The 19,815-nt window shown below is 66.1% G+C and carries 11 protein-coding genes; 8 read left to right on the forward strand and 3 right to left on the reverse strand.

Features of this window, described 5'->3' with window-relative positions:
- Positions 1 to 5 precede the first annotated feature (5 nt).
- Together EQZ23_RS14580 and EQZ23_RS14585 are read right to left on the reverse strand one after the other, a co-directional pair.
- Entirely contained in the window at positions 6 to 767 is a 762-nt protein-coding gene (locus EQZ23_RS14580) for a molybdopterin-dependent oxidoreductase (RefSeq protein ID WP_128455151.1), read from the reverse strand.
- Positions 764 to 1,522 (reverse strand): cytochrome b/b6 domain-containing protein, encoded by a 759-nt coding sequence (locus EQZ23_RS14585; protein WP_128455152.1) that lies wholly within the window; start codon positions 1,520 to 1,522, stop codon positions 764 to 766. Before EQZ23_RS14585 ends, EQZ23_RS14580 begins: the two co-directional genes overlap by 4 nt.
- 51 nt (positions 1,523 to 1,573) lie before the next feature.
- On the opposite strand from EQZ23_RS14585, the gene EQZ23_RS14590 reads away from it, so the two are divergent.
- The 5 genes from EQZ23_RS14590 to EQZ23_RS14610 all read left to right on the forward strand — a co-directional run bounded on the left by EQZ23_RS14590 (position 1,574) and on the right by EQZ23_RS14610 (position 11,386).
- Positions 1,574 to 2,191, forward strand: coding sequence for a flavin reductase family protein (locus tag EQZ23_RS14590; protein WP_128455153.1), 618 nt, complete (start codon positions 1,574 to 1,576; stop codon positions 2,189 to 2,191).
- A gap of 63 nt (positions 2,192 to 2,254) precedes the next feature.
- Complete coding sequence (locus EQZ23_RS14595) at positions 2,255 to 3,430, forward strand: MFS transporter (RefSeq protein WP_128455154.1); 1,176 nt, start codon at positions 2,255 to 2,257, stop codon at positions 3,428 to 3,430.
- A 213-nt stretch (positions 3,431 to 3,643) separates the two neighbouring features.
- Positions 3,644 to 6,595 carry a TonB-dependent receptor gene (locus EQZ23_RS14600; protein ID WP_240663592.1) on the forward strand — a complete coding sequence of 984 codons (2,952 nt, stop codon included), beginning with the start codon at positions 3,644 to 3,646 and terminating at the stop codon, positions 6,593 to 6,595.
- A 22-nt stretch (positions 6,596 to 6,617) separates the two neighbouring features.
- The gene (gene galA / locus EQZ23_RS14605; protein ID WP_128455155.1) at positions 6,618 to 9,086 is read left to right on the forward strand and encodes a beta-galactosidase GalA; all 2,469 of its coding nucleotides are present in this window, start codon (positions 6,618 to 6,620) and stop codon (positions 9,084 to 9,086) included.
- Entirely contained in the window at positions 9,086 to 11,386 is a 2,301-nt protein-coding gene (locus EQZ23_RS14610; protein ID WP_128455156.1) for a DPP IV N-terminal domain-containing protein, read from the forward strand. The genes galA and EQZ23_RS14610 overlap by 1 nt, the downstream gene beginning before the upstream one ends.
- Before the next feature lie 98 nt (positions 11,387 to 11,484).
- On the opposite strand, the gene EQZ23_RS14615 is transcribed toward EQZ23_RS14610, so the two are convergent.
- A complete protein-coding gene (locus EQZ23_RS14615) occupies positions 11,485 to 14,211 on the reverse strand; it encodes a DUF5695 domain-containing protein (RefSeq protein WP_128455157.1) in 2,727 nt (908 codons plus the stop codon).
- A 91-nt stretch (positions 14,212 to 14,302) separates the two neighbouring features.
- Between EQZ23_RS14615 and EQZ23_RS14620 the strand changes: the two genes are divergently transcribed.
- The 3 genes from EQZ23_RS14620 (at position 14,303) to EQZ23_RS14630 (ending at position 19,651) form a co-directional block, all read left to right on the forward strand.
- Entirely contained in the window at positions 14,303 to 16,675 is a 2,373-nt protein-coding gene (locus EQZ23_RS14620; protein WP_128455158.1) for a glycoside hydrolase family 127 protein, read from the forward strand.
- Between the two features lie 178 nt (positions 16,676 to 16,853).
- Complete coding sequence (locus EQZ23_RS14625) at positions 16,854 to 17,885, forward strand: Ldh family oxidoreductase (RefSeq protein WP_128455159.1); 1,032 nt, start codon at positions 16,854 to 16,856, stop codon at positions 17,883 to 17,885.
- Between the two features lie 2 nt (positions 17,886 to 17,887).
- Entirely contained in the window at positions 17,888 to 19,651 is a 1,764-nt protein-coding gene (locus tag EQZ23_RS14630; RefSeq protein WP_346427829.1) for a DUF885 family protein, read from the forward strand.
- Positions 19,652 to 19,815: the final 164 nt, after the last annotated feature.

A 19,815-nucleotide genomic window follows, 5' to 3' on the forward strand; every position in this document is an offset into this window, starting at 1 on the left:
GCGGCTCAGATGCCCGCGTACCAATCATAATCAACGTTATCCTCCCAATACCCCCCCTTGCCCTTGCCGATCCCGGCGAGGCTGGCGACCGCATCGATCGCCATGACGTATTTCGCGTGCTTGTAGCCGAGCTGTCGTTCGACCCTGAGCCGGACCGGCGCGCCATGCGCGACGTCGAGGACGCGGTCGTTGAGCGCCCAGGCGAGGATGGTCTGCGGATGGAACGCGTCGATCAGGTCGATCGACTCGTAATAGGGCGTGCCGCGGTACAGATCGGCGCAGGTGAAGACGACGTAACGGGCAGTGTCGCGGATCCGGGCGGCCTGGAGCAGCGCGCCGAGCTTGGGCCCATGCCACTTGCCGATCGCACTCCAGCCCTCGACGCAATCGTGCCGCGTGATTTGCGTGCGTGACGGCATCTGGCGGAGTTGCGGCAACGTCACCGACAGCGGCCGATCGACCAGCCCGCCGACCTTCAGCCGATAGTCCGCGAAATTGTTGGCGACCATCGCGGTATAGTCCGCCGTCCCCGGATCGCGCGTGCCGTTCGATCGGAAGATCGGCGACATCTGCGCAGGGCTGAACTCGGGTGCGAGCGCGTTGCGGTTGGTAAGCGCGCGTTGCAGTCCGCGATTCATGTCCTCGCCCATGAACAGGATCTTTCGCGCCTCCGGGTTCGCGGCGATCTTGTCGCACCCCGTCAGCAGCACGCCCGCGCCGATCGCGGCACCGGTTACGACCGTACGGCGGGTGATGATCGTGCTCATGCGACGTCCTCCTCGGCATGCGCGGGAACTGCCCAGCGCCCGGTAATCATCGACCTTACCTCGTTCCACGTCCCCGCGAGGATCACGAGCGCGAGATGCGCGATGATGAACAGCACCAGCCCGGTCGCCGCGATGAAGTGGATCGAGCGTGCCGATTGCCGCCCACCGAAAATATCCAGCAGCCACGGCCACGCGGCGTCCATGTTGGGCGACATGGCCAGCCCGGTGAGGATCATCACCGGGATCAGCACGAAGATCGTCGCCACGTAGGACAGCTTCTGGAGGATGTTGTACGCGCCCGGCCGCTTCGGATCATGGAAGCGGAAGGCGAGATGCTCCTTTACGTCATGCGCCACTTCGCGCGGCGAAAGCTCACTGGCGCGGACGCGGAGATCGCGCTGGAAATGCTTGTTGATTAGGCTGACGATCATGAACCCGAGCAGCGCGAACGAGAGGACGAGCGCGAACAACAGGTGCCAGCGCCGCGAAATGGCCAGGTTGTAGCTTGCCGGGATCGTCAGCAGGTTGAGGAGCGTCACCACCCATCCCGGCCACTGGTCCAGCGTCGTCCAGGCGGTATCGAAATTCGCGCCGTATTTGCCCCAGTACAGTCGAGGATGCGCCTTCAGGATGCCGATGCCGCTCCCGATCATGATGAACATCGTCACCACCGTCACCCAGTGCCAGATGCGCGTCGCCAGACGGTGGCGCTTGACGACCATGACGGATTTGGGGGTAGTGATGGGATCGTTCATGCTCGGTCTTCGCTCTAGCCTGTCGAAGCGTTCAATAGCAGGGATAAGCCTATGACCGAATGGCATTCTTACGAACCCGCAAATGGCCACCGCCTGCCCCACGATCCCCTCAACGCGATCGTCGCGCCGCGGCCGATCGGCTGGGTCAGCACGGTGTCGGCGGACGGCGTTCCCAATCTCGCGCCCTATTCGTTCTTCAACCTGTTCAACTATAACCCGCCGATCATCGGCTTTTCGTCGATGGGCTGGAAGGACAGCGTCGCCAATATCGAGGCGACCGGCGAGTTTGTCTGGAACCTCGTCACCCGCGATCTCGGCGAGGCGATGAACGCGACCTCGGCAACCGTGCCCGCCGATGTCGACGAGTTCGCGCTGGCCGGGCTCGACATGGCACCCTCGACCAGGGTGAAGCCGGCGCGCGTCGCCGCCAGCCGCGCGCAGTTCGAATGTAGGCTCACCCAACTGATCCGACTCGAAACCAAGGAAGGCCGTGAGCTCGACCAGTGGCTGGTGCTCGGCGAAGCGGTCGCGATCCACATCGACTCCGCGATGCTGGAGGACGGCGTGTACCAGACCGCCCGCGCACAACCGATCCTGCGCGGCGGCGGCCCCGCGGATTACTTTGCCATCACGGAGGATTCCTTGTTCAAAATGCGTCGGCCGGGCTGATAGGAGGCGTATGTTGCGGCGCAGCATGTTGCTGCCGCACCGATTTACGAAAGCCACCTCCGCATGAAACCAGTCGATACGCGCATGGCGCTGCTCGCGCTCGCCGTCGGCGGGTTTGCGATCGGCACCACAGAATTCGCCGCGATGAGCCTGTTGCCGCAGTTCGCGCGGGGTCTCGGGATCGACGAGCCGACCGCGGGCCACGTCATCAGTGCTTATGCGCTCGGCGTGGTCGTGGGGGCGCCGACGATCGCCGTGCTGGCGGCGAAGATCGAGCGACGGACACTGCTGATCGCCTTGATGACGTTTCTGGGGATCGCCAACGGACTGTCCGCGCTCGCGCCGACCTATCACCTGATGCTGTTCGCCCGGTTCCTGAGCGGCCTGCCGCATGGCGCGTATTTCGGGGTCGGATCGCTGGTCGCGGCGTCGATGGTGCCGCGCGAGAAGCGGTCGCGTGCGGTATCGCGGATGATGCTCGGATTGACGATCGCGACGATCGCGGGCGTGCCGCTCGCCAACGGTATCGGTCAGTGGTTTGGCTGGCGCTGGGGATTCGGGATCGTCGCGATCATCGCAGCGGCGACGGTGGCGATGCTGGTCCGGTTCGCGCCGGTCCTGCGCCCGGCCAGCGATGCTAGCCCGCTCGGCGAACTGGCGGCGCTGCGCAACGGGCAAGTGTGGCTCACGCTCGCGATCGGTGCGGTTGGATTCGGCGGCATCTTCTGCGTCTACACGTATCTCGCCTCGACGCTGACCGAGGTGACGGGCGTGTCGTCCGCCTTCACGCCGGTCGCGTTCGCGCTGTTCGGTGTCGGCATGACGATCGGCACGTTGGTCTGCGCGAAAGCCGCAGACGTTGCGCTGATGCCCGCGGCGGGAATAACCCTGCTGTTCGGCGCCGGCGCACTGGCGCTCTATGCACCGGCGACGCCGCATCTGTGGGCGATGCTGCCGGTGGTTCTGCTGATCGGCTGTGGCGGAGGGCTGTCGACGATCCTCCAGACCCGGCTGATGGACGTGGCGGAAGACGCGCAGACGCTGGCGGCGGCACTCAACCACTCGGCGTTCAATACGGCCAACGCGATCGGGCCGTGGCTCGGCGGTCTGGCGATCGCGGGAGGCTATGGCCTGCCCTCGACCGGCTGGGTCGGCACCGCGCTGGCGCTTGGCGGCTTCGCAATCTGGGCATTGTCCTGGAAACTGGACTCCAGAAAAGCGGCGCCCCCTCGATCTTGAGACCATGCGGTGAGCCGGGACGGAGTGCCCGGCGGACCCCGCATCCCAATCCGCCCGCTTGCAAGCGTGCGTGGCCTTACCGATGCGGCGGCCTAGCGTCCTGAGCCGACGCTTCGTGCTCAAATCAAATATAGGATATCGTATATTATATTTGACTTAGTTTCGGTGTCGTGATGGATTGCGCGCAACATCGAAACAGGAGCGCGGGCACCCATGACATTTTATGTTGAGAAATTTCGGCGGCACTCGCGGATCGGGGCGATGGTTGCCATGCTGCTTTCGTCGGGGGCGTACGCGCAGGTCACTCCGGAGCCGGGGCCGGGACCGGAAACGAGCGCCGATTCGACCGCCGATGGCGCGATCGTTGTCACCGGCACGCGCATCCGACGCCCCGATCTGCAGAGCAACAGCCCGATCACGTCGGTGACCGACCAGGAGATCAAATATCAGGGCGCGGTCAACGTCGAGAGCGTGCTGAACCGCCTGCCGCAGTTTACCGCCGACGCGAACGAGAACGTCTCGAACGGATCGGACGGCACCGCCAACATCAACTTGCGCAACCTCGGGTCGAACCGGACGCTGATCCTGCTCAACGGCCAGCGACTGCTGCCGCAGCAGGCGATCGATCTGAACTTCGTGCCGTCCGCGCTGATCGACCGGGTCGATGTGGTGACCGGCGGTGCGTCGGCGGTGTACGGGTCCGACGCGGTGGCGGGCGTCGTCAATTTCGTGCTGAAGGATCATCTCGATGGCCTTCGCATCGATGTCCAATCGGGTCTCGGCGTTCATACAAATGACAATAGCGGGGTACGCGATATCGTCTCGGCGGCGGGGTATGCGAATGCACCGCGCCGCGTCGCGGATGGCGGCAAGCAGGATATCAACGCCGCCTATGGGAAGAACTTCGCCGACGGTCGCGGCAACATCACCGTCTATGGTGGATATCGTCACACCGATCCCGTCCTCCAGGCCAATCGCGACGTGTCCGCGTGCGCGCTGAACCAGGCCGACGACGCCGGGACCGGTCTGGTCTGCGGCGGGTCGAGCAATTCGACCTATGGTACGTTTGCGCCACTGGGCGGGCCGAATGCCGGCAAGACGCTGACCAACAACATGAACGGCACGCAGAACTGGGTGCCCTACACGTCCGCCTACGCCTATAACTACTCGCCGACCAACTACCTCCAGCGTTCCGACGATCGCTACATCGGCGGCGCATTCGCCAAGTTCGAGATCGCGCCGATCGCCGAGGTCTATGGCAGCTTCATGTACATGAAGGATCACACCTTCTCGCAGGTCGCACCGTCCGCGCTGTTCCTGGGAACGAGCTTCACCGTGCCGTGCGACAATCCGCTGATGAGCGCGGCGCAACAGCAGTCGCTATGCGGAGCGGGCGCCGGGACCGGGACGACGCAGGACACGCTGATCGGCTACCGGCTCGGCGATGGCCAGTCGCGTCGCGACGACCTTCGCCACCAGGATTACCGCTATTCCGCCGGTGTGCGCGGCGATCTCGGCCACGGCTTTCAGTACGACGTGAACTATCTGCATTCGTTGGTGAAGTTCAACGAAACGTACATGAACAACGTCGACAACGTGAAGGCGCAGCGCGCGCTAGACGTGGTCAACGTCAACGGCGTGGCGACCTGCCGTTCGGTGATCGACGGCAGCGATCCGGCCTGCATCCCCATCAACGTGTTCCAGCCCAATGCCATCACCGACACGCAGGCCGCCTATCTGTTCTCGGAGAGCAACACCGCGTCGCGCAATGCGCTCACGGTGATCTCCGCGAACGTCAACGGCGACCTCGGCACGTTCGGCATCACCAGCCCCTGGGCCAAGCGCGGCGTCAACATCGCGTTGGGTGCGGAGCGCCGGCGCGAGACTCTGAACTACACCGCGGACGCCGTCGCCGAACAGGGTGGCGCGACCGACTCCGATGGCCGCATCACCGTCAACGAAGCGTATGGCGAGATCGAAATTCCGATCCTGCAGGACCTGCCGTTCGCGCATGCGCTCACGATCAACGGCGGCCTTCGCTATTCGGCGTATCGCAACGACCAGCAATCGACCGGGCTGAAGTCGAAGTACAACGTCTGGACCTACAAGGGCGAAGCGAGCTGGGCGCCGTCGGAGGATGCGCGTCTTCGATTCAGCTACAATCGCGCGATCCGTGCGCCCAATATCGGCGAGCTGTTCGGATCTCGGTCGATCGGCAACGTCGCCGCACAGGATCCATGCTCGGGCGCATCGCCGACCGCATCGTTCGATGTGTGCCGCCTGACGGGCGTGACGCAGGCGCAATATGGCAGCATCATCGAGTGTCCGTCCGACACGTGTTCGGCACAGTTCGGCGGGAACGTCGCGCTGAAGCCCGAAAAGGCGGATACCTATACGGCGGGGATCGTGTTGACACCGCGGATGGTGCGCAACTTCACGCTGACCGTCGATTATTTCCACGTCAAGGTGAAGGACTATATCAGCTCGGTCGATCCTTCGCTCGCGATCAGCCAGTGCGTTGCGGGCGGCGATCCGTTCTATTGCGGACTATTCACGCGCGATCCGCGGTCCGGCGCGATCTTCGGGACCAACGGCTATATCGTGTCGACGACCTACAATACCGGATCGTTGACAACGTCCGGCGTCGACATCACCGCCGATTATACGGTCGGCATCGGCGCGCTCGGCAAGATCAACCTCAATCTGGTCGGCACACGCCTGATCGAGCAGGCCGCCGAACCGCTGGCGGGTCTGGGCAGCTACGACTGCAGGGGGCTTTACGGCTATACCTGCGGCCAGCCCAACCCGACATGGCGGCATGCGATGCGAACGACGTGGCAGATGCCGGAGGGCGCATCGGTATCGGTGTCGTGGCGCCATACCGATGCGGTCACGCTGTCGTCGCTGTCCGACAACAGCTTCCTTCAAGGCACCGGAAGCATCATCAACAAGAAGATCGCCGCGTATAATTACATCGATCTCGCCGGCACCGTCGCGGTCGGTCGGGGGCTTCAGTTGCGGGCGGGCGTCAACAACCTGTTCGACAAGGATCCGCCGGCGATCGCAGCGGGCATCCTGTCGTCGTTCGGCAACGGCAACACCTATCCGGGCGTGTACGATACGCTGGGGCGGACGATGTTCGTCGGGGCTACGGTGAATTTCTGACGGTGACGGTTGGGGTGATGACATGACGACCTTGGTCCGCCGCGACGTCTTGAAGACGGGCGGCGTGACGGCGCTGGCCGCGATCGTTCCTGCGGTGCCGACCGGTGCGGCGTCAGCCGCGCGCCCGGTCGGGCCGCGGGAGATCGTTTCGCTCGGGACGGGATGGCGGTTCCATCTCGGCCATGCGAGCGATCCGGTGAAGGATTTCGGCTTCGGCCGTTCGCACGACACCTATGGCAAATCGGGCGATGTCGGCACGCCTGTCGCCGAACCGAAGTTCGACGATAGCGCCTGGGAGGCGGTGACTCTGCCGCATGATTGGGCGGTCGATCTTCCGTTCGCGGAGTTCGGTCCGGCGGGAAGCGACGCGGATCGCACCGGTGCGTTCCAGGGTTTCAAGCCGGTCGGGCGGATGTGGCCGGCGACCAGCGTCGGCTGGTATCGGCGCGTCGTCCCGCTCGCCAAGGCGGATGCGGGGCGGCGGTTGCTGCTCCAGTTCGACGGGGTCGCGCGCGACTGCATCGTGATCCTCAACGGCTTCGTCGTCGGATCGAACGAGAGCGGCTATGCGCCGTTCGAGATCGACGTCACCGATTTCGCCAAGCCGGGCGAGGACAATATCCTGATTGTCCGCTGTGACGTAAGTCTGGGCGAGGCGTGGTCGTACGAGGGGGCGGGGCTCTACCGCGACGTCCGGCTGGTGAAGACCGCGCCGACGCATGTCCGGCGTTGGGGTGCGACGGTGCGCTGTTCGGTCGAGGCCGGCGGCGCGACGGTACGGGTCGCGACCGAGATCGAGAATGACGGCCCTGCGTGCGCGGCGAGGGTTCGCTCGATGGTGATCGGTCCGGACGGGAAGACCGCCGCGGTGCTGTTCGCGGACCCGCTCGGCTTGCCGGCCTGGGGTAGCATGACGACCGAGCAGGAGACGCGCGTCAGCACGCCCGCGCTCTGGTCGCTGGAGACGCCGCATCTTTATACCCTCGTCAGCGAGATATTGGTCGACGGCGTGGTGGTCGATCGCGACACCTGCACCTTCGGTATTCGCACGATCCGCTTCGACGCGAATAAGGGCTTTTTTCTCAACGGCAAGCCGGTGAAGATCAAGGGCACCTGCAACCATCAGGATCACGCCGGGGTCGGCTTTGCGGTGCCCGACAGCCTGCACGTCTGGCGGCTCGAACAATTGAAGGCGATGGGCAGCAACGCCTATCGCTCGACGCATCATTCGCCGTCGCCCGCGATCCTCGATGCGTGCGACCGGATGGGCATCCTGCTCATGGACGAGACGCGGCAGATGTCGAGCAACGCGGAGGGTTTGAGCCAGCTCGAACGCATGGTCCGGCAGGGGCGCAACCATCCGAGCATCATCCTGTGGAGCATCGGCAACGAGGAGATCCACCGCGGCACCGAGACAGGCGCGCGCATCGCCGAGACGATGAAGCGCAAGGTGTACGAACTGGACGGGACGCGCCCTGTCACGGAAGGCTTTAACGGGAAGTTCGGCGAGGGGGCGTCGCGTGTCCTCGACGTGATGGGGTGCAATTATTACCTCGACGCGATCGACCCGTATCATGCCGCGCATCCCGCCATGCCGATGATCGGGACCGAGACGGGCAGCACGGTGATGACGCGGGGCGAATATGCGCGCGACGACAAGCAGGGTTTCGTGCCCGCGTACGACCGCGAGTTTCCGCGCTGGGCGACGACAGCCGAGACATGGTGGAGTTTCTATGACGCGCGGCCGTTCCTGAGTGGCGGGTTCGTGTGGACCGGGTTCGATTATCGCGGCGAGCCCACCCCGTTCGAGCGCTGGCCCGAGAACGTCTCGAACTTTGGCCAGATGGACCTGTGCGGCTTCCCCAAGGACAATTACTATTACTATCGCGCTTGGTGGAGCGGCGAGCCGGTGCTGCATCTGTTCCCGCACTGGAACTGGGCGGGGCGCGAGGGCCAGCCGGTCTCGGTGTGGGTGCACAGCAATTGCGAGGCGGTCGAGCTGGTCGTCAACGGCCGCAGCCTCGAGCGAAAGACGGTGGCGAAGAACACGCATCTCGAATGGCAGGTGGCCTATGCGCCCGGCCGGATCGAGGCGCATGGCTACCGCGACGGCAAGCGCATCATGCGTGCAGCGCGCGAGACGACAGGCGCGCCGGCGCGGATCGGGCTGTCGAGCGATCGGCGGCAGTTGGCGCCGGGTGAGGTGGCGGTCGTCCGCGTGGCGATCCTCGATGCGAAACGGCGCGAGATGCCGACCGCGTCCAACCGCGTGTCGTTCACGCTGTCGGGCGATGCGAAGCTGCTCGGCGTCGGCAACGGCGATCCGCGCAGTCTGGAGCCGGATCACGCTACATCGCGCTCGGCGTTCAACGGGCTGTGCATGGCGCTGGTGCAGGCGGGCGAGCGGGGCGGGCCGGTCCGGTTGGAGGCGCGAGGCGAGGGCCTGGCGTCGGCGATGCTGCCGTTGATCGGCAAGGCCGGAGATCGTTGATGGTTGTTTCACGTCGTTTTTCGCGCGCCGCTGCGGTGCTGCTGGTTTGCGCATCCGGGGTGGCGCAGGCCGCGCCCGACGGGGCTGCGTTCCGGCGGTCGATCGCACTGCGCCGCGCGTGGCAGGACCTGACGCGCGAGGTGGCGTGGCCGGCGCACTGGACACCGGACGGGCGGCGCTTTTCGTACCGCAAGACGGTGGCGGGCGGGTTCGCGTTCGAGACGGTGGACGCGCAGACGCTCGCCAAGTCTCCGGCGTTCGATACGGCAAAGCTCGCCATCGCGCTGGGGGAGGCGAGGCACGAACCGGTCGATCCGATGCACCTGCCGTTTGCCGAGTTCGACTATGCGGAGGGCGGCAAGGCGATCGCGTTCTCGCTGGACGAAACGCGGTGGCAGTGTGGGATCGTGACGTACCGCTGCGCCGCCGAGGTCGATCGCAGCCGGCCGCGCGGGTTTGGCGTGGTCCGCGACATGGCGGTGCCGGCGGACAATTCGCCGAACGTCTCGCCGGACGGCAAATGGACCGCGTTCGTGCAGGGCGACAATCTCGTCGTGCGCAAGTCCGGCGATGTGGCGGTCGTGCCGCTCAGCGTCGACGGGACCGCGGGGGATTTCTACGATCCCGAGACGCTGCGCTGGTCGCCGGACAGCCGTCACATCATGATCTACCGCGTCCGGCCGGGGTATCAGCGGCACGTGCTGCGCGTCGAATCGTCGCCCCGCGACCAGCTCCAGCCGAAATTGCGGAGCCAGCTTTATCCCAAGCCCGGCGACGCGATCGATCAGGAGCGGCCGGTGCTGTTCGACGTCGCGACGCGGCAGCAGATGGTGATCGACGATGCGCTGTTCCCCAACCCGTACCAACTCTCACGCCCGCGCTGGCGGAGCGACGGGCGCAGCGTGGCGTTCGACTATGTCCGGCGCGGCTTCGGGCAGGCGCGCGTCATCGCGGTCGATGCCAAAACCGGCGCCGCGCATGCCGCGGTGACCGAGGATGCCAAGACCTTCTTCTATGCCGATCGCCGCTACGCGCACGATGTCGGCGCGGATGGTCGCGAGATCGTCTGGGCGTCCGAGCGCGACGGCTGGAACCACCTGTACCTGATCGACGGCCGCACCGGCGCCGTGAAGAACCGCATCACCACCGGCAACTGGGTCGTTCGCGACGTGGTCGACGTCGACGACGCCAAGCGCCAGATCGTCTTCTCCGCGAGCGGGATGAACGCGGGCGAGGATCCGTATTTCCGCCATGTCTACCGGATCGATTTCGACGGCAGCCATCTGACCGCGCTGATGCCTGCCAAGGCGGATCACGACGCGCGTTTCTCGCCCGACGGGACGCTCTACGTCGACACCTATTCGCGCGTCGACCTGCCCACGGTCAGCGAACTCCACCGGTCGAGCGACGGCGCGCTGATCGCGACGGTGACGAAGGGCGACGACAGCGCGTTGCGGGCGGCGGGGTTTCGGCCGCCCGAGACGTTCGTCGCCAAGGGCCGCGATGGCAATACCGACATCCGGGGCGTCGTCGTCCGCCCGCGCGATTACGATCCGCGCAAACATTATCCGGTGATCGAGAACATCTATGCCGGGCCGCACGACAGCTTCGTGCCCAAGCAATATTGGCCGTTCGGGTTCCATTCCGGTGGCGACAAGGTCATCGGGATGCAGGAGCAGGCCGATCTCGGCTTCATCGTCGTGCAGATCGACGGGATGGGGACCGCCAACCGCTCGAAGGCGTTCCACGACGTCGCGTGGAAGAACCTCGCGGACTCCGGTTTTCCGGACCGGATCGCCTGGCACCGCGCGATGGCGGCGAAGGACCCGTCCTACGATGTCGGCCGGGTCGGGATCTACGGCGCGTCGGCCGGCGGGCAGAGCACACTGAACGCGCTGTTGTTCCACGGCGATTTCTACAAGGTCGGGGTGGCCTATGCCGGCTGTTACGACAACCGGATGGACAAGATCAGCTGGAACGAACAGTGGCTCGGCTGGCCGGTCGATGCGAGCTACGCGGCGGCGTCGGGCGTCGACCACGCCGCGCAACTGACCGGCAAGCTGCTGATGATTGTCGGCGAGCAGGACAGCAATGTCGACCCCGCCTCGACGATGCAGGTCGCCGACGCACTGATCCGCGCCGACAAGGATTTCGAGCTGCTGGTGGTGCCGGGTGCGGAGCATAGCGTCGGGCGCTCGACTGGCCCGATCGATTATGTCGCGCGGCGGCAGTTCGGATTTTTCGTACGGAATCTGGCGGGGGAGGGGACGCCGGATTGGAATGCGCGTCCGTCATCCTGACGCAACTCACGTCATCCTGACGAAAGTCAGGATCCAGAGCCACTGAGCGGCGTGCTGCTTGATTCTGGATCCTGGGTCGAGCCCAGGACGACGGAAGTTCACCGAGGTAGGAGGATCAACTCGGACGGTGTCGATCTCAGTAAGACTGTGTAGCCGCCGCGTTCGATCGTGCCGCCAGCGATCCCGTAGTGGCGGCCGGTCTTGGTCGTCGTCTCGACGAAAATGCGCGCCGTCGGCGAGGACGGCGTTGCCGGATCGAGGGTCAGCGTTACCGCCCCACTTGTCGGTGCATAGGTCGCGCGCGCGATCTTGCCGGCTTCCAGCGTGACCCAAAGGCCGGCAGGCGCGATGAAGAGGCGGGTGCGGGCGCCGTCCTTGGGGGCGATGCTGACCACGCTTGCGCCCTGCTCGACAGTGCCGCCGAAGCCTAGCCAGCCGAAGGTCGGATCGTTCACCAGATAGCTCGCGACGGTGATCGCGTGGCCGTAATAGCCCATGCCATAGTCGCCGCTATACGGGTCCCAGCGCATCATGTCGGGCGCGGAGTGGAACGCGGCGGACGAAAAGCCGTCGCGGTCGATGTTGGTGATGCCGCCCATCATGCCGCCGTACGCGATGCGCAGCAGCCGCAGGTCGGTCGGATCGGCGCGGTAGGCGTCGAACAGCGGGACGGCGTTGAGCGCAGAGCCGTAATGGTGGATCTGGCGCTCGATCCGCGGGTATTTGCCGCCGTAGAGAAAGTCCCAATAGCGCCGCGCATTGCCGTTATAGCCCCAGCTCGGGATCGTCGGATCATAGGCGAGGATGACCTTCTCGGTGACGTCGGCCTGCGGTTGATAGCCGAAATAGCGCATCCACGCGTAGACCTCGGGCTGGCCGGTCGAATCCCAGGCCATCTCGCTGCCGAACGGATAGCGCAGCGTGCGCCAGTGATCGGCGCGCTTCTTCATCAGGCGCTCCATCTCGGTCGCTTGCGCCGTCAGGCCTTCGCGCTTCAGGTCCTTCAGGATATCGACGAACACGTCGCCCTCCATCAGCCCGAACTGCGTGTAATAGGGCGCGTCGCGCATCATCGCGGTGGTCGTCTGATAGGCGTGGTCGAGATACCAGCGCCATGGATGCGCGGTGACCATGCCGGGATGGTTGCGCGCGACGCGGTACAGCACCCAGTGGCCGACCGCGACGTGCGGGTAGTTGTACGCGCGGCCGAGATCGCCGGCGTCCTTCTTCGACCAGGAGGTCCAGGTCTTCCAGTCGGTGGTCGGGTCGTAATAGCCGGGGTGCGCGGCGGGATCATAGTAGAACAGGCTCTTGCGCACCGCGCCCGCGTGCGGGCCGTCCGCGACTTGCAGGTCGCCCTGGATGGTCTCGTCGACGAGGCGTTGCAGCTTGGCGAGTTCGGCGGGGTCGGGATTGTCGAGCTGCTTGGATATCGCCGCGACCCAGCTGCCGGCGCCTCCCTCGTCGCTCATCCCCGAGATCCAGACGCGCGGGTCCTGCGTGACCACCTTTTCGGCCTCGCGGTCATAGGTGAGGATCGCGGGGTTGCGCCCGAACGGATCGGCCTTGTCCTCATACCATTGCTTCGTCGTCGAGAAACGGCCGAGATCGGCCATCGTCTGGTCGAGCGGCTTGGTGATGAAGTAGCTGACCGTCTGGACGCTGCCGTCGGTGTAGGTGATCGCCAAGCTCGCGCGGCCCCAACCCTTGCTGCGGACGGTGTAGCGAGCCCAGCCTTTTGCGCTGGTTGTGGGCGTTGCGGTGAGCGCGCCGACGGGAAGGCTCTCGATCTTCGCGACGGGGTGCGGCGTCTTGAGGAACAGCGAGGCGTCCTGGTCGGTCGGAACGACATAGCCGGGGATGCCGACCGCGACCGGGCGGCGGTTGGCGACGAGCGTATCCTCGATCGCGGCGATCGAGGGCGCGGTGACGAAGCGGACGCCGATCGTGCGGCTGGCACGGGGGGCGAGCATGATGCTGGTCGGCGTGTTCCATTGCGCGCCGGCCTTGGCCCATTCCTTCTCCGCGAACGCCTTGCTCGCGACGGTCCAGTCGTAGAAGCCTTCGGAGGTCTGGCTGCGCTTGCTGCGGTCGGTGAAGATGTCGCCGGCGGGTGCCGCGCCGGCCTGGAGGATCGGGCGATAGGCTTCGAGCGGGGTGCCCTTTTCGGGGAGGACCAGCAGTGCGGGGCCGGCGCCGTTGAGGCGGGTGACCTGGAGGTAGCCGGCGTCGCGGCCGATATACGGGTCGACGAAGCTCGCTTGGGCATGCGCCTGTTCGAGGCTGCGATCAGTGATGATGTTGTCGAACACCATCGGCAGGCCGAGTGCGCCGATCTCAACGGGGGCGCTCGTGGTGTTGGTCAGCGTGAAGCGGAGCGCGAGGACGCCGTGGTCGTCGACCCAGCGGCGCTCGACGCGCATGGGGCTGGCGGGGCCGAGCGACGCGGTGATGTCGGCGGCGGCGAGCGTCGTGCCAGTCGCGGGCAGGCGACGGATGGCCTTGCGGTGCTGCGCGGAGGCGAAGTCGGTCCAGGCGCCGCCGGGTGTGCGGACGCGCAGGTGGATGTCGCCGATATGGACATAGCCGTCGCCCGCACGCTCGGCTTCGCGCGCGCCGGGGACGAAGTCGAAGCCGGGGTCCGCGATTGGCGAGAGCCGGGCGAGCGTCTGCGTGTCGGTGCGGAGCGCCAAGCGGAAGGCGGGGGTGCGGATCGCGGTCTGGGCGATCGGGCGGTAGGTCTGTTTGGCGGGCTTGGGCTGAGCGTCGATCGGGAGCGTCGCGGTGGTGACGAGAAGCAGCGCTAGCAGGCGGAAGGCGGTCATGACGGTGCTCGCTGGTTCAAAGGTTACGATAAAGTGTCACTTGCAACGCTCCACTAGACGTATAGTATACGATATCCGAATGGAGATAAAGATGTTCGCTAGCCGCCGGGACGTATTGATGGGGACGACGGCGGTGACGCTGTTGTCGGTGGGCGAACAGGCGTTTGGCAAGGGTACGACTGCGCTGCCGTTGCGCGCCAAGCCGTTGCCGTTGTCTTCGGTGCGGTTGCTGCCGTCCGCCTATGCGACCGCGGTCGAGGTCAATCGCGGCTATTTGTTGCGGTTGAGCGCGGACCGGTTGCTGCACAATTTCATGGTCTATGCCGGGCTGTCGGCGAAGGCGCCGATCTACGGCGGGTGGGAGAGCGACACGATCGCCGGCCATACGCTCGGCCATTACCTGACCGCATTGGTGTTGATGCACGCGCAGACCGGCGACGCCGAGTGCCGCACGCGGGCGGATTACATCGTCGCCGAACTGGCGCGGGCGCAGGCGAAGCGCGGGACCGGCTATGTCGGTGCGCTCGGGCGCAAGCGGAAGGACGGCACCATCGTCGACGGCGAGGAGATCTTCCCCGAGGTGATGCGCGGCGAGATCAAGTCGGGCGGGTTCGATCTCAACGGATCGTGGTCGCCGCTCTATACCGTCCACAAGGTGTTCGCCGGGCTCCTCGACGTGCACGGCGCGTGGGGCAACACGCAGGCGCTGACGGTGGCGACCGGCCTCGCGACCTATTTCGCGAAAGTGTTCGCGACGCTCGACGATGCGCAGATGCAGACCCTGCTCGGGTGCGAATATGGCGGGCTGAACGAGAGCTATGCCGAACTGTCCGCGCGGACCGGTGACAAAAAATGGCTCGACGTTGCGGAGCGGCTGTACGACCGCAAGGTGTTGGATCCGATGGTCGCGGGCGAGGACAAGCTCGCGAACTTCCATGCGAATACGCAGGTGCCGAAGCTGATCGGCCTTGCGCGGATTCACGAACTGAACGGCAAGTCCGCGCCCGCCAAGGCCGCGCGGTTTTTCTGGGACACCGTCACGCAGCACCACAGCTATGTGATCGGCGGCAATGCCGACCGCGAGTATTTCTCTGCGCCCGACACGATCGCGACGCATATCACCGAGCAGACGTGCGAGCATTGCAACAGCTACAACATGCTCAAGCTCACGCAGCATCTGTACGGCTGGGCGCCCGACGGCGCCCTGTTCGACTATTACGAGCGTGCGCATCTCAACCACGTGATGGCCGCGCAGAATCCGAAGGATGCCGGGTTCAGCTATATGACGCCGTTGATGACGGGCACCGCGCGCGAGTTTTCGACGCCCAAGGACGACGCGTTCTGGTGCTGTGTCGGCAGCGGGATGGAGAGCCATGCCAAGCACGGCGAGGCGATTTTCTGGGAGGGCGACGGCACGCTGCTGGTCAATCTCTACATCCCGGCGGAGGCGCGGTGGCAGGCGCGCGGCGCGATGCTGACGCTCGACACGCGCTATCCGTTCGAGCCGGAATCGCGGCTGACGCTGACCAAACTCGCCAAGCCCGGGCGCTTCCCGATCGCGCTGCGCTTACCGGGCTGGGCCAGCGGGCGCGCGACGGTGACGGTCAACGGCGCGGCGGTCGAGCCGGTGTTGGCCAAGGGCTATGCGATCGTCGAGCGCACATGGAAGGCGGGCGACGTGGTCGCGATCGCCGTGCCGCTCGATCTGCGGCTGGAGAGTGCGCCGGGCGATGTCGATACGGTCGCCGTCCTGCGCGGGCCGATGGTGATGGCCGCCGATCTCGGCCCGAATGCGGCGAAGTGGGAGCAGGCGGATCCGGCGATGGTCGGCGCGGACCTGCTCGCCGCGTTCGCGCCGGTCGCGGGGACGAACGCGACCTATGCCACGCGCGGCATCATCCGGCCGGGCGATCTGAACTTCGTGCCGTTCTACAGCCAGTATGAGCGGCGCAGCGCGGTGTATTTCAAGTGCTTCGGCGAGGCGGCGTGGAAGACGCAGGAGGCGGCGTTCCTGACCGAGCAGGCGCGGCTGAAGGATATCGCCGCGCGGTCGGTCGACGTGATGCATCTCGGCGAAATGCAGCCCGAACGCGATCACGCGCTGACGTCGGAGATTTCGTATCCGGTGAGCTATCGCGGGCGGAACGGGCGCGATGCGCGGTCGGGCGGGTATTTCGAGTTCGCCCTGAAGACGCGCTCCGGGTCGCTGGTGTTGCAGGCGACCTATTGGGGCGACGAGCGCGCGCGCGATTTCGACATCCTGGTCGACAACGTGAAGGTGGCGACGCAGCATCTCGAGGCGGACCAGCCCGGCAAGTTCTTCGACGTGGATTACCCGCTACCGATCGCGCTGACCAAGGGCAAGGCGAGCGTGAAGGTGCGGTTCGTGCCGCATGACCGGTCGTCGGCAGGGCCGGTGTTCGGGGTAAGGATGGTCACGGCCAAGCCCGGGATCGCAGCGTGAGCGACGTGTCAGGGCTGATCGACAATCACCGCTTGAGGCCTGCTACGGCCTTAAAACCCACTCCGTCACCCCGGACTGGTTCCGGGGTCCACCGTTCCGCGAACCAAATCCTATCGATTGTGCGGCACCGTGGATGCCGGAACGAGCCCGGCATGACGGAGAACCGGGGAGTCTTCGCATGACCGATGCGCGGGAAGACGGGGTGCGGATGACGCTCGACGAGGTGCGGGCGTTGGCGCGGAAGGTTCTGCTCGGGACGGGCCTGTCGCGCGCGCATGCCGAGGCGGTGGCGGAGACGATGGTCGCGGGCGAGCGCGACGGCTGCGCGAGCCACGGCATCTACCGCCTGCTGGTGGCGGCGAACAGCGTCGCCAAGGGCGTCGTCGCGGTCGATGCCGATCCGGTGGTCAGCGAACCCTCACCCGCGCTCGTCCGCGTCGATGGCGGCGGCGGGTTCGCGCAGCTCGCGTTCGAACGGGGACGGCCGCTGCTCGCGAGGAAGGCGCGGGGCTATGGTATCGCCGCACTCGCGCTGAACAACGTGGTGCATTTCGCGGCGCTCTGGCCCGAGGTCGAGGCGTTGGCGGACGAGGGGCTGGTCGCGCTGGCGGTGACGCCGAGCCACGCCTGGGTCGCGCCCGCGGGCGGCACAGACCCCGTGTTCGGGACCAACCCGATCGCGTTCGGCTGGCCGCGACCCGGCGGGCCTCCGTTCGTGTTCGACTTCGCGACGAGTGCGGTCGCGCGCGGTGAGATCGAGCTGCACCGCCGCGCTGGCAAGCCGGTGCCCGACGATTGGGGCTATGACGCGGGCGGGCAGTCGACCACCGATGCGGCGGCGGTGCTGGACGGCGCGATGCGGACGTTCGGCGGACACAAGGGATCGGCCTTGGCGGCGATGGTCGAGTTGCTCGCGGGGCCGTTGATCGGCGACATGACGAGCCGGGAGTCGCTGACCGCCGATGCCGGGCGCGGTGGATCGCCGATCGGGGGCGAGCTGATCCTCGCGATCGATCCCGCCGGGTTCCTCGGCGACGCGGTGGCCGAACATCTGGCGCGCGCGGAGACGATGTTCGCGGCGATCGAGGGGCAGGGCGCGCGATTGCCGTCGCAGCGGCGCTATGCCGCGCGGGCACGGAGCGTGACCGAGGGCGTGGTCATTCCGGCGGCGCTCTACCAGGACATTATGGCGTTGGTGCCGGGAGAATGACGATGAAGGCTGTGATCCTGTTGCTTGCGCTCAGCTCGACTGCGGTCGGTGCCGTGCCCGCCAAGCCGCCGAAGACGGCCGCAGCAACCTCGGCCGATGCCCGGTTCAAGGCGCTCTACACATCCGAATATGCGTGGCGGCAACTCCAGATGGCGCAGGGCGAGGACAATCCGACCGCGGCGGCGCGCCTGCCTGATGTCGGGCCCAAGGCGCAGGCGGAGCGGCTCGCGCGCTGGACCGCCGTGTCGCGGCAACTCGCGGCGATCACGCCGGCCAGCCTGTCGCCCGCCAATCGCATCAACTATGCGGTCTATGCGCAGCAGATCGACGCGCTTCTGACCGAGCAACGCTATCGCGATTACGAGAAGCCACTGACCGCGGACACGAGCTTCTGGGGCGATGTCGCGGAAAGCGCGCGCGGCACCTTCAAGTCGGTGAAGGACTATCGCGACTACATCGCCGTCATGCGCCAGATTCCGCGCTATTTCGAGCAGCAGACGGGCAATATGCGCGCCGGGCTCGCGCGCGGGTTCACGCCGGCGCGCGTGACGCTGACGGGTCGCGATATCGGCGTCGCGCAGGTGGCGGAGGCGAAGACGCCGCAGGACTCGCCGTTCTACGAACCGTTCAAGAGCTTCCCGCCGACGATCTCCGCGGCGGATCAGGCGACGTTGCGGACCGAAGGCGCGGCGGCGATCTCGCAGGCGGTGGTGCCGGCCTATGCGACGCTGCTGAAATTCCTGCGTACCGATTATATGCCGCATGCCCGCGAGGGCCTCGCCGCGTACGACCTGCCCGACGGTCACGCCTATTATATGTCGAAGGTCCGCGAATACACCACGCAGGACATCACCCCCGAACAGATCCACGCGCTCGGGCTTGCCGAGATCGCCAAGATCCGCGGCCGGATGGAAGGCGTTATGCGCAGCGTGAAGTTCCAGGGCGACCTGCAGGCGTTCTTCAACCACCTGCGCACCGATCCGCAATTCTATCCCAAGACGCCGAACGAGTTGCTCTACCGCGCGGCATGGATCGCCAAGACGTTCGACGGCAAGGCGTCGCAGTGGTTCGGCCACCTCCCGCGCAGCCGGTTTGCGATCAAGCCGGTGGCGCCCGAAATCGCGCCATTCTACACCGGCGGGCGCGGCGGGCCGGGGATCTATCTGGTCAACACCTACGACCTGCCGTCGCGGCCCTTCTATTCGCAGGTCGCGCTGACGCTGCACGAAAGCGCACCGGGGCATGCGTTCCAGATGCCGCTCGCATCCGAGAACAAGACGCTGCCGGCGTTCCGGCGCGATACGTATCTGTCGGTCTATGGCGAGGGCTGGGCGCTGTATTGCGAGACGCTCGGCGAGGACATGGGGATGTACGAGACCCCGTATGACCTGTTCGGGATGCTGAGTTACCAGGCCTGGCGCGCGGCGCGGCTGGTGGTCGATACGGGGATTCATTCGAAGGGCTGGAGCCGGAAGCAGGCGCAGGACTATCTGCGCGACAATACCGCGCTGTCGAACCACGAGATCGAGACCGAGGTCGATCGGTATATCGCGTGGCCGGGGCAGGCCTTGTCCTATTACATGGGACAGATGGCGTTCCAGGCCGCGCGGAAGAAGGCGCAGGCTGCGCTCGGGCCGACGTTCAACATCCGCGCGTTCCACGACGCGATGCTGGAGATGGGATCGGTGCCGGTGCCGGTGATCGAGGCGCGCACCGACCAGTTGATCGCGGCGGGCGGCAAGGGGCCGTATCCCGACGAGGAGTGAGCGCTGGCTGGGCGTCCGTCATGCGGACGAACCGCAACGATCCTCCCCCGCCAGGGGGAGGTGGCGCCGTAGGCGTCGGAGGGGGGAGGACACGCAACCGAGGTCGTCGCCTACCGCCCCCTCCGTCTGGCAAGTGCCAGCCACCTCCCCCTTGCGGGGGAGGA

The sequence above is a fragment of the Sphingomonas sp. UV9 genome, from assembly GCF_004101245.1.
In the GTDB taxonomy this organism is placed as follows: Bacteria; Pseudomonadota; Alphaproteobacteria; order Sphingomonadales; family Sphingomonadaceae; genus Sphingomonas.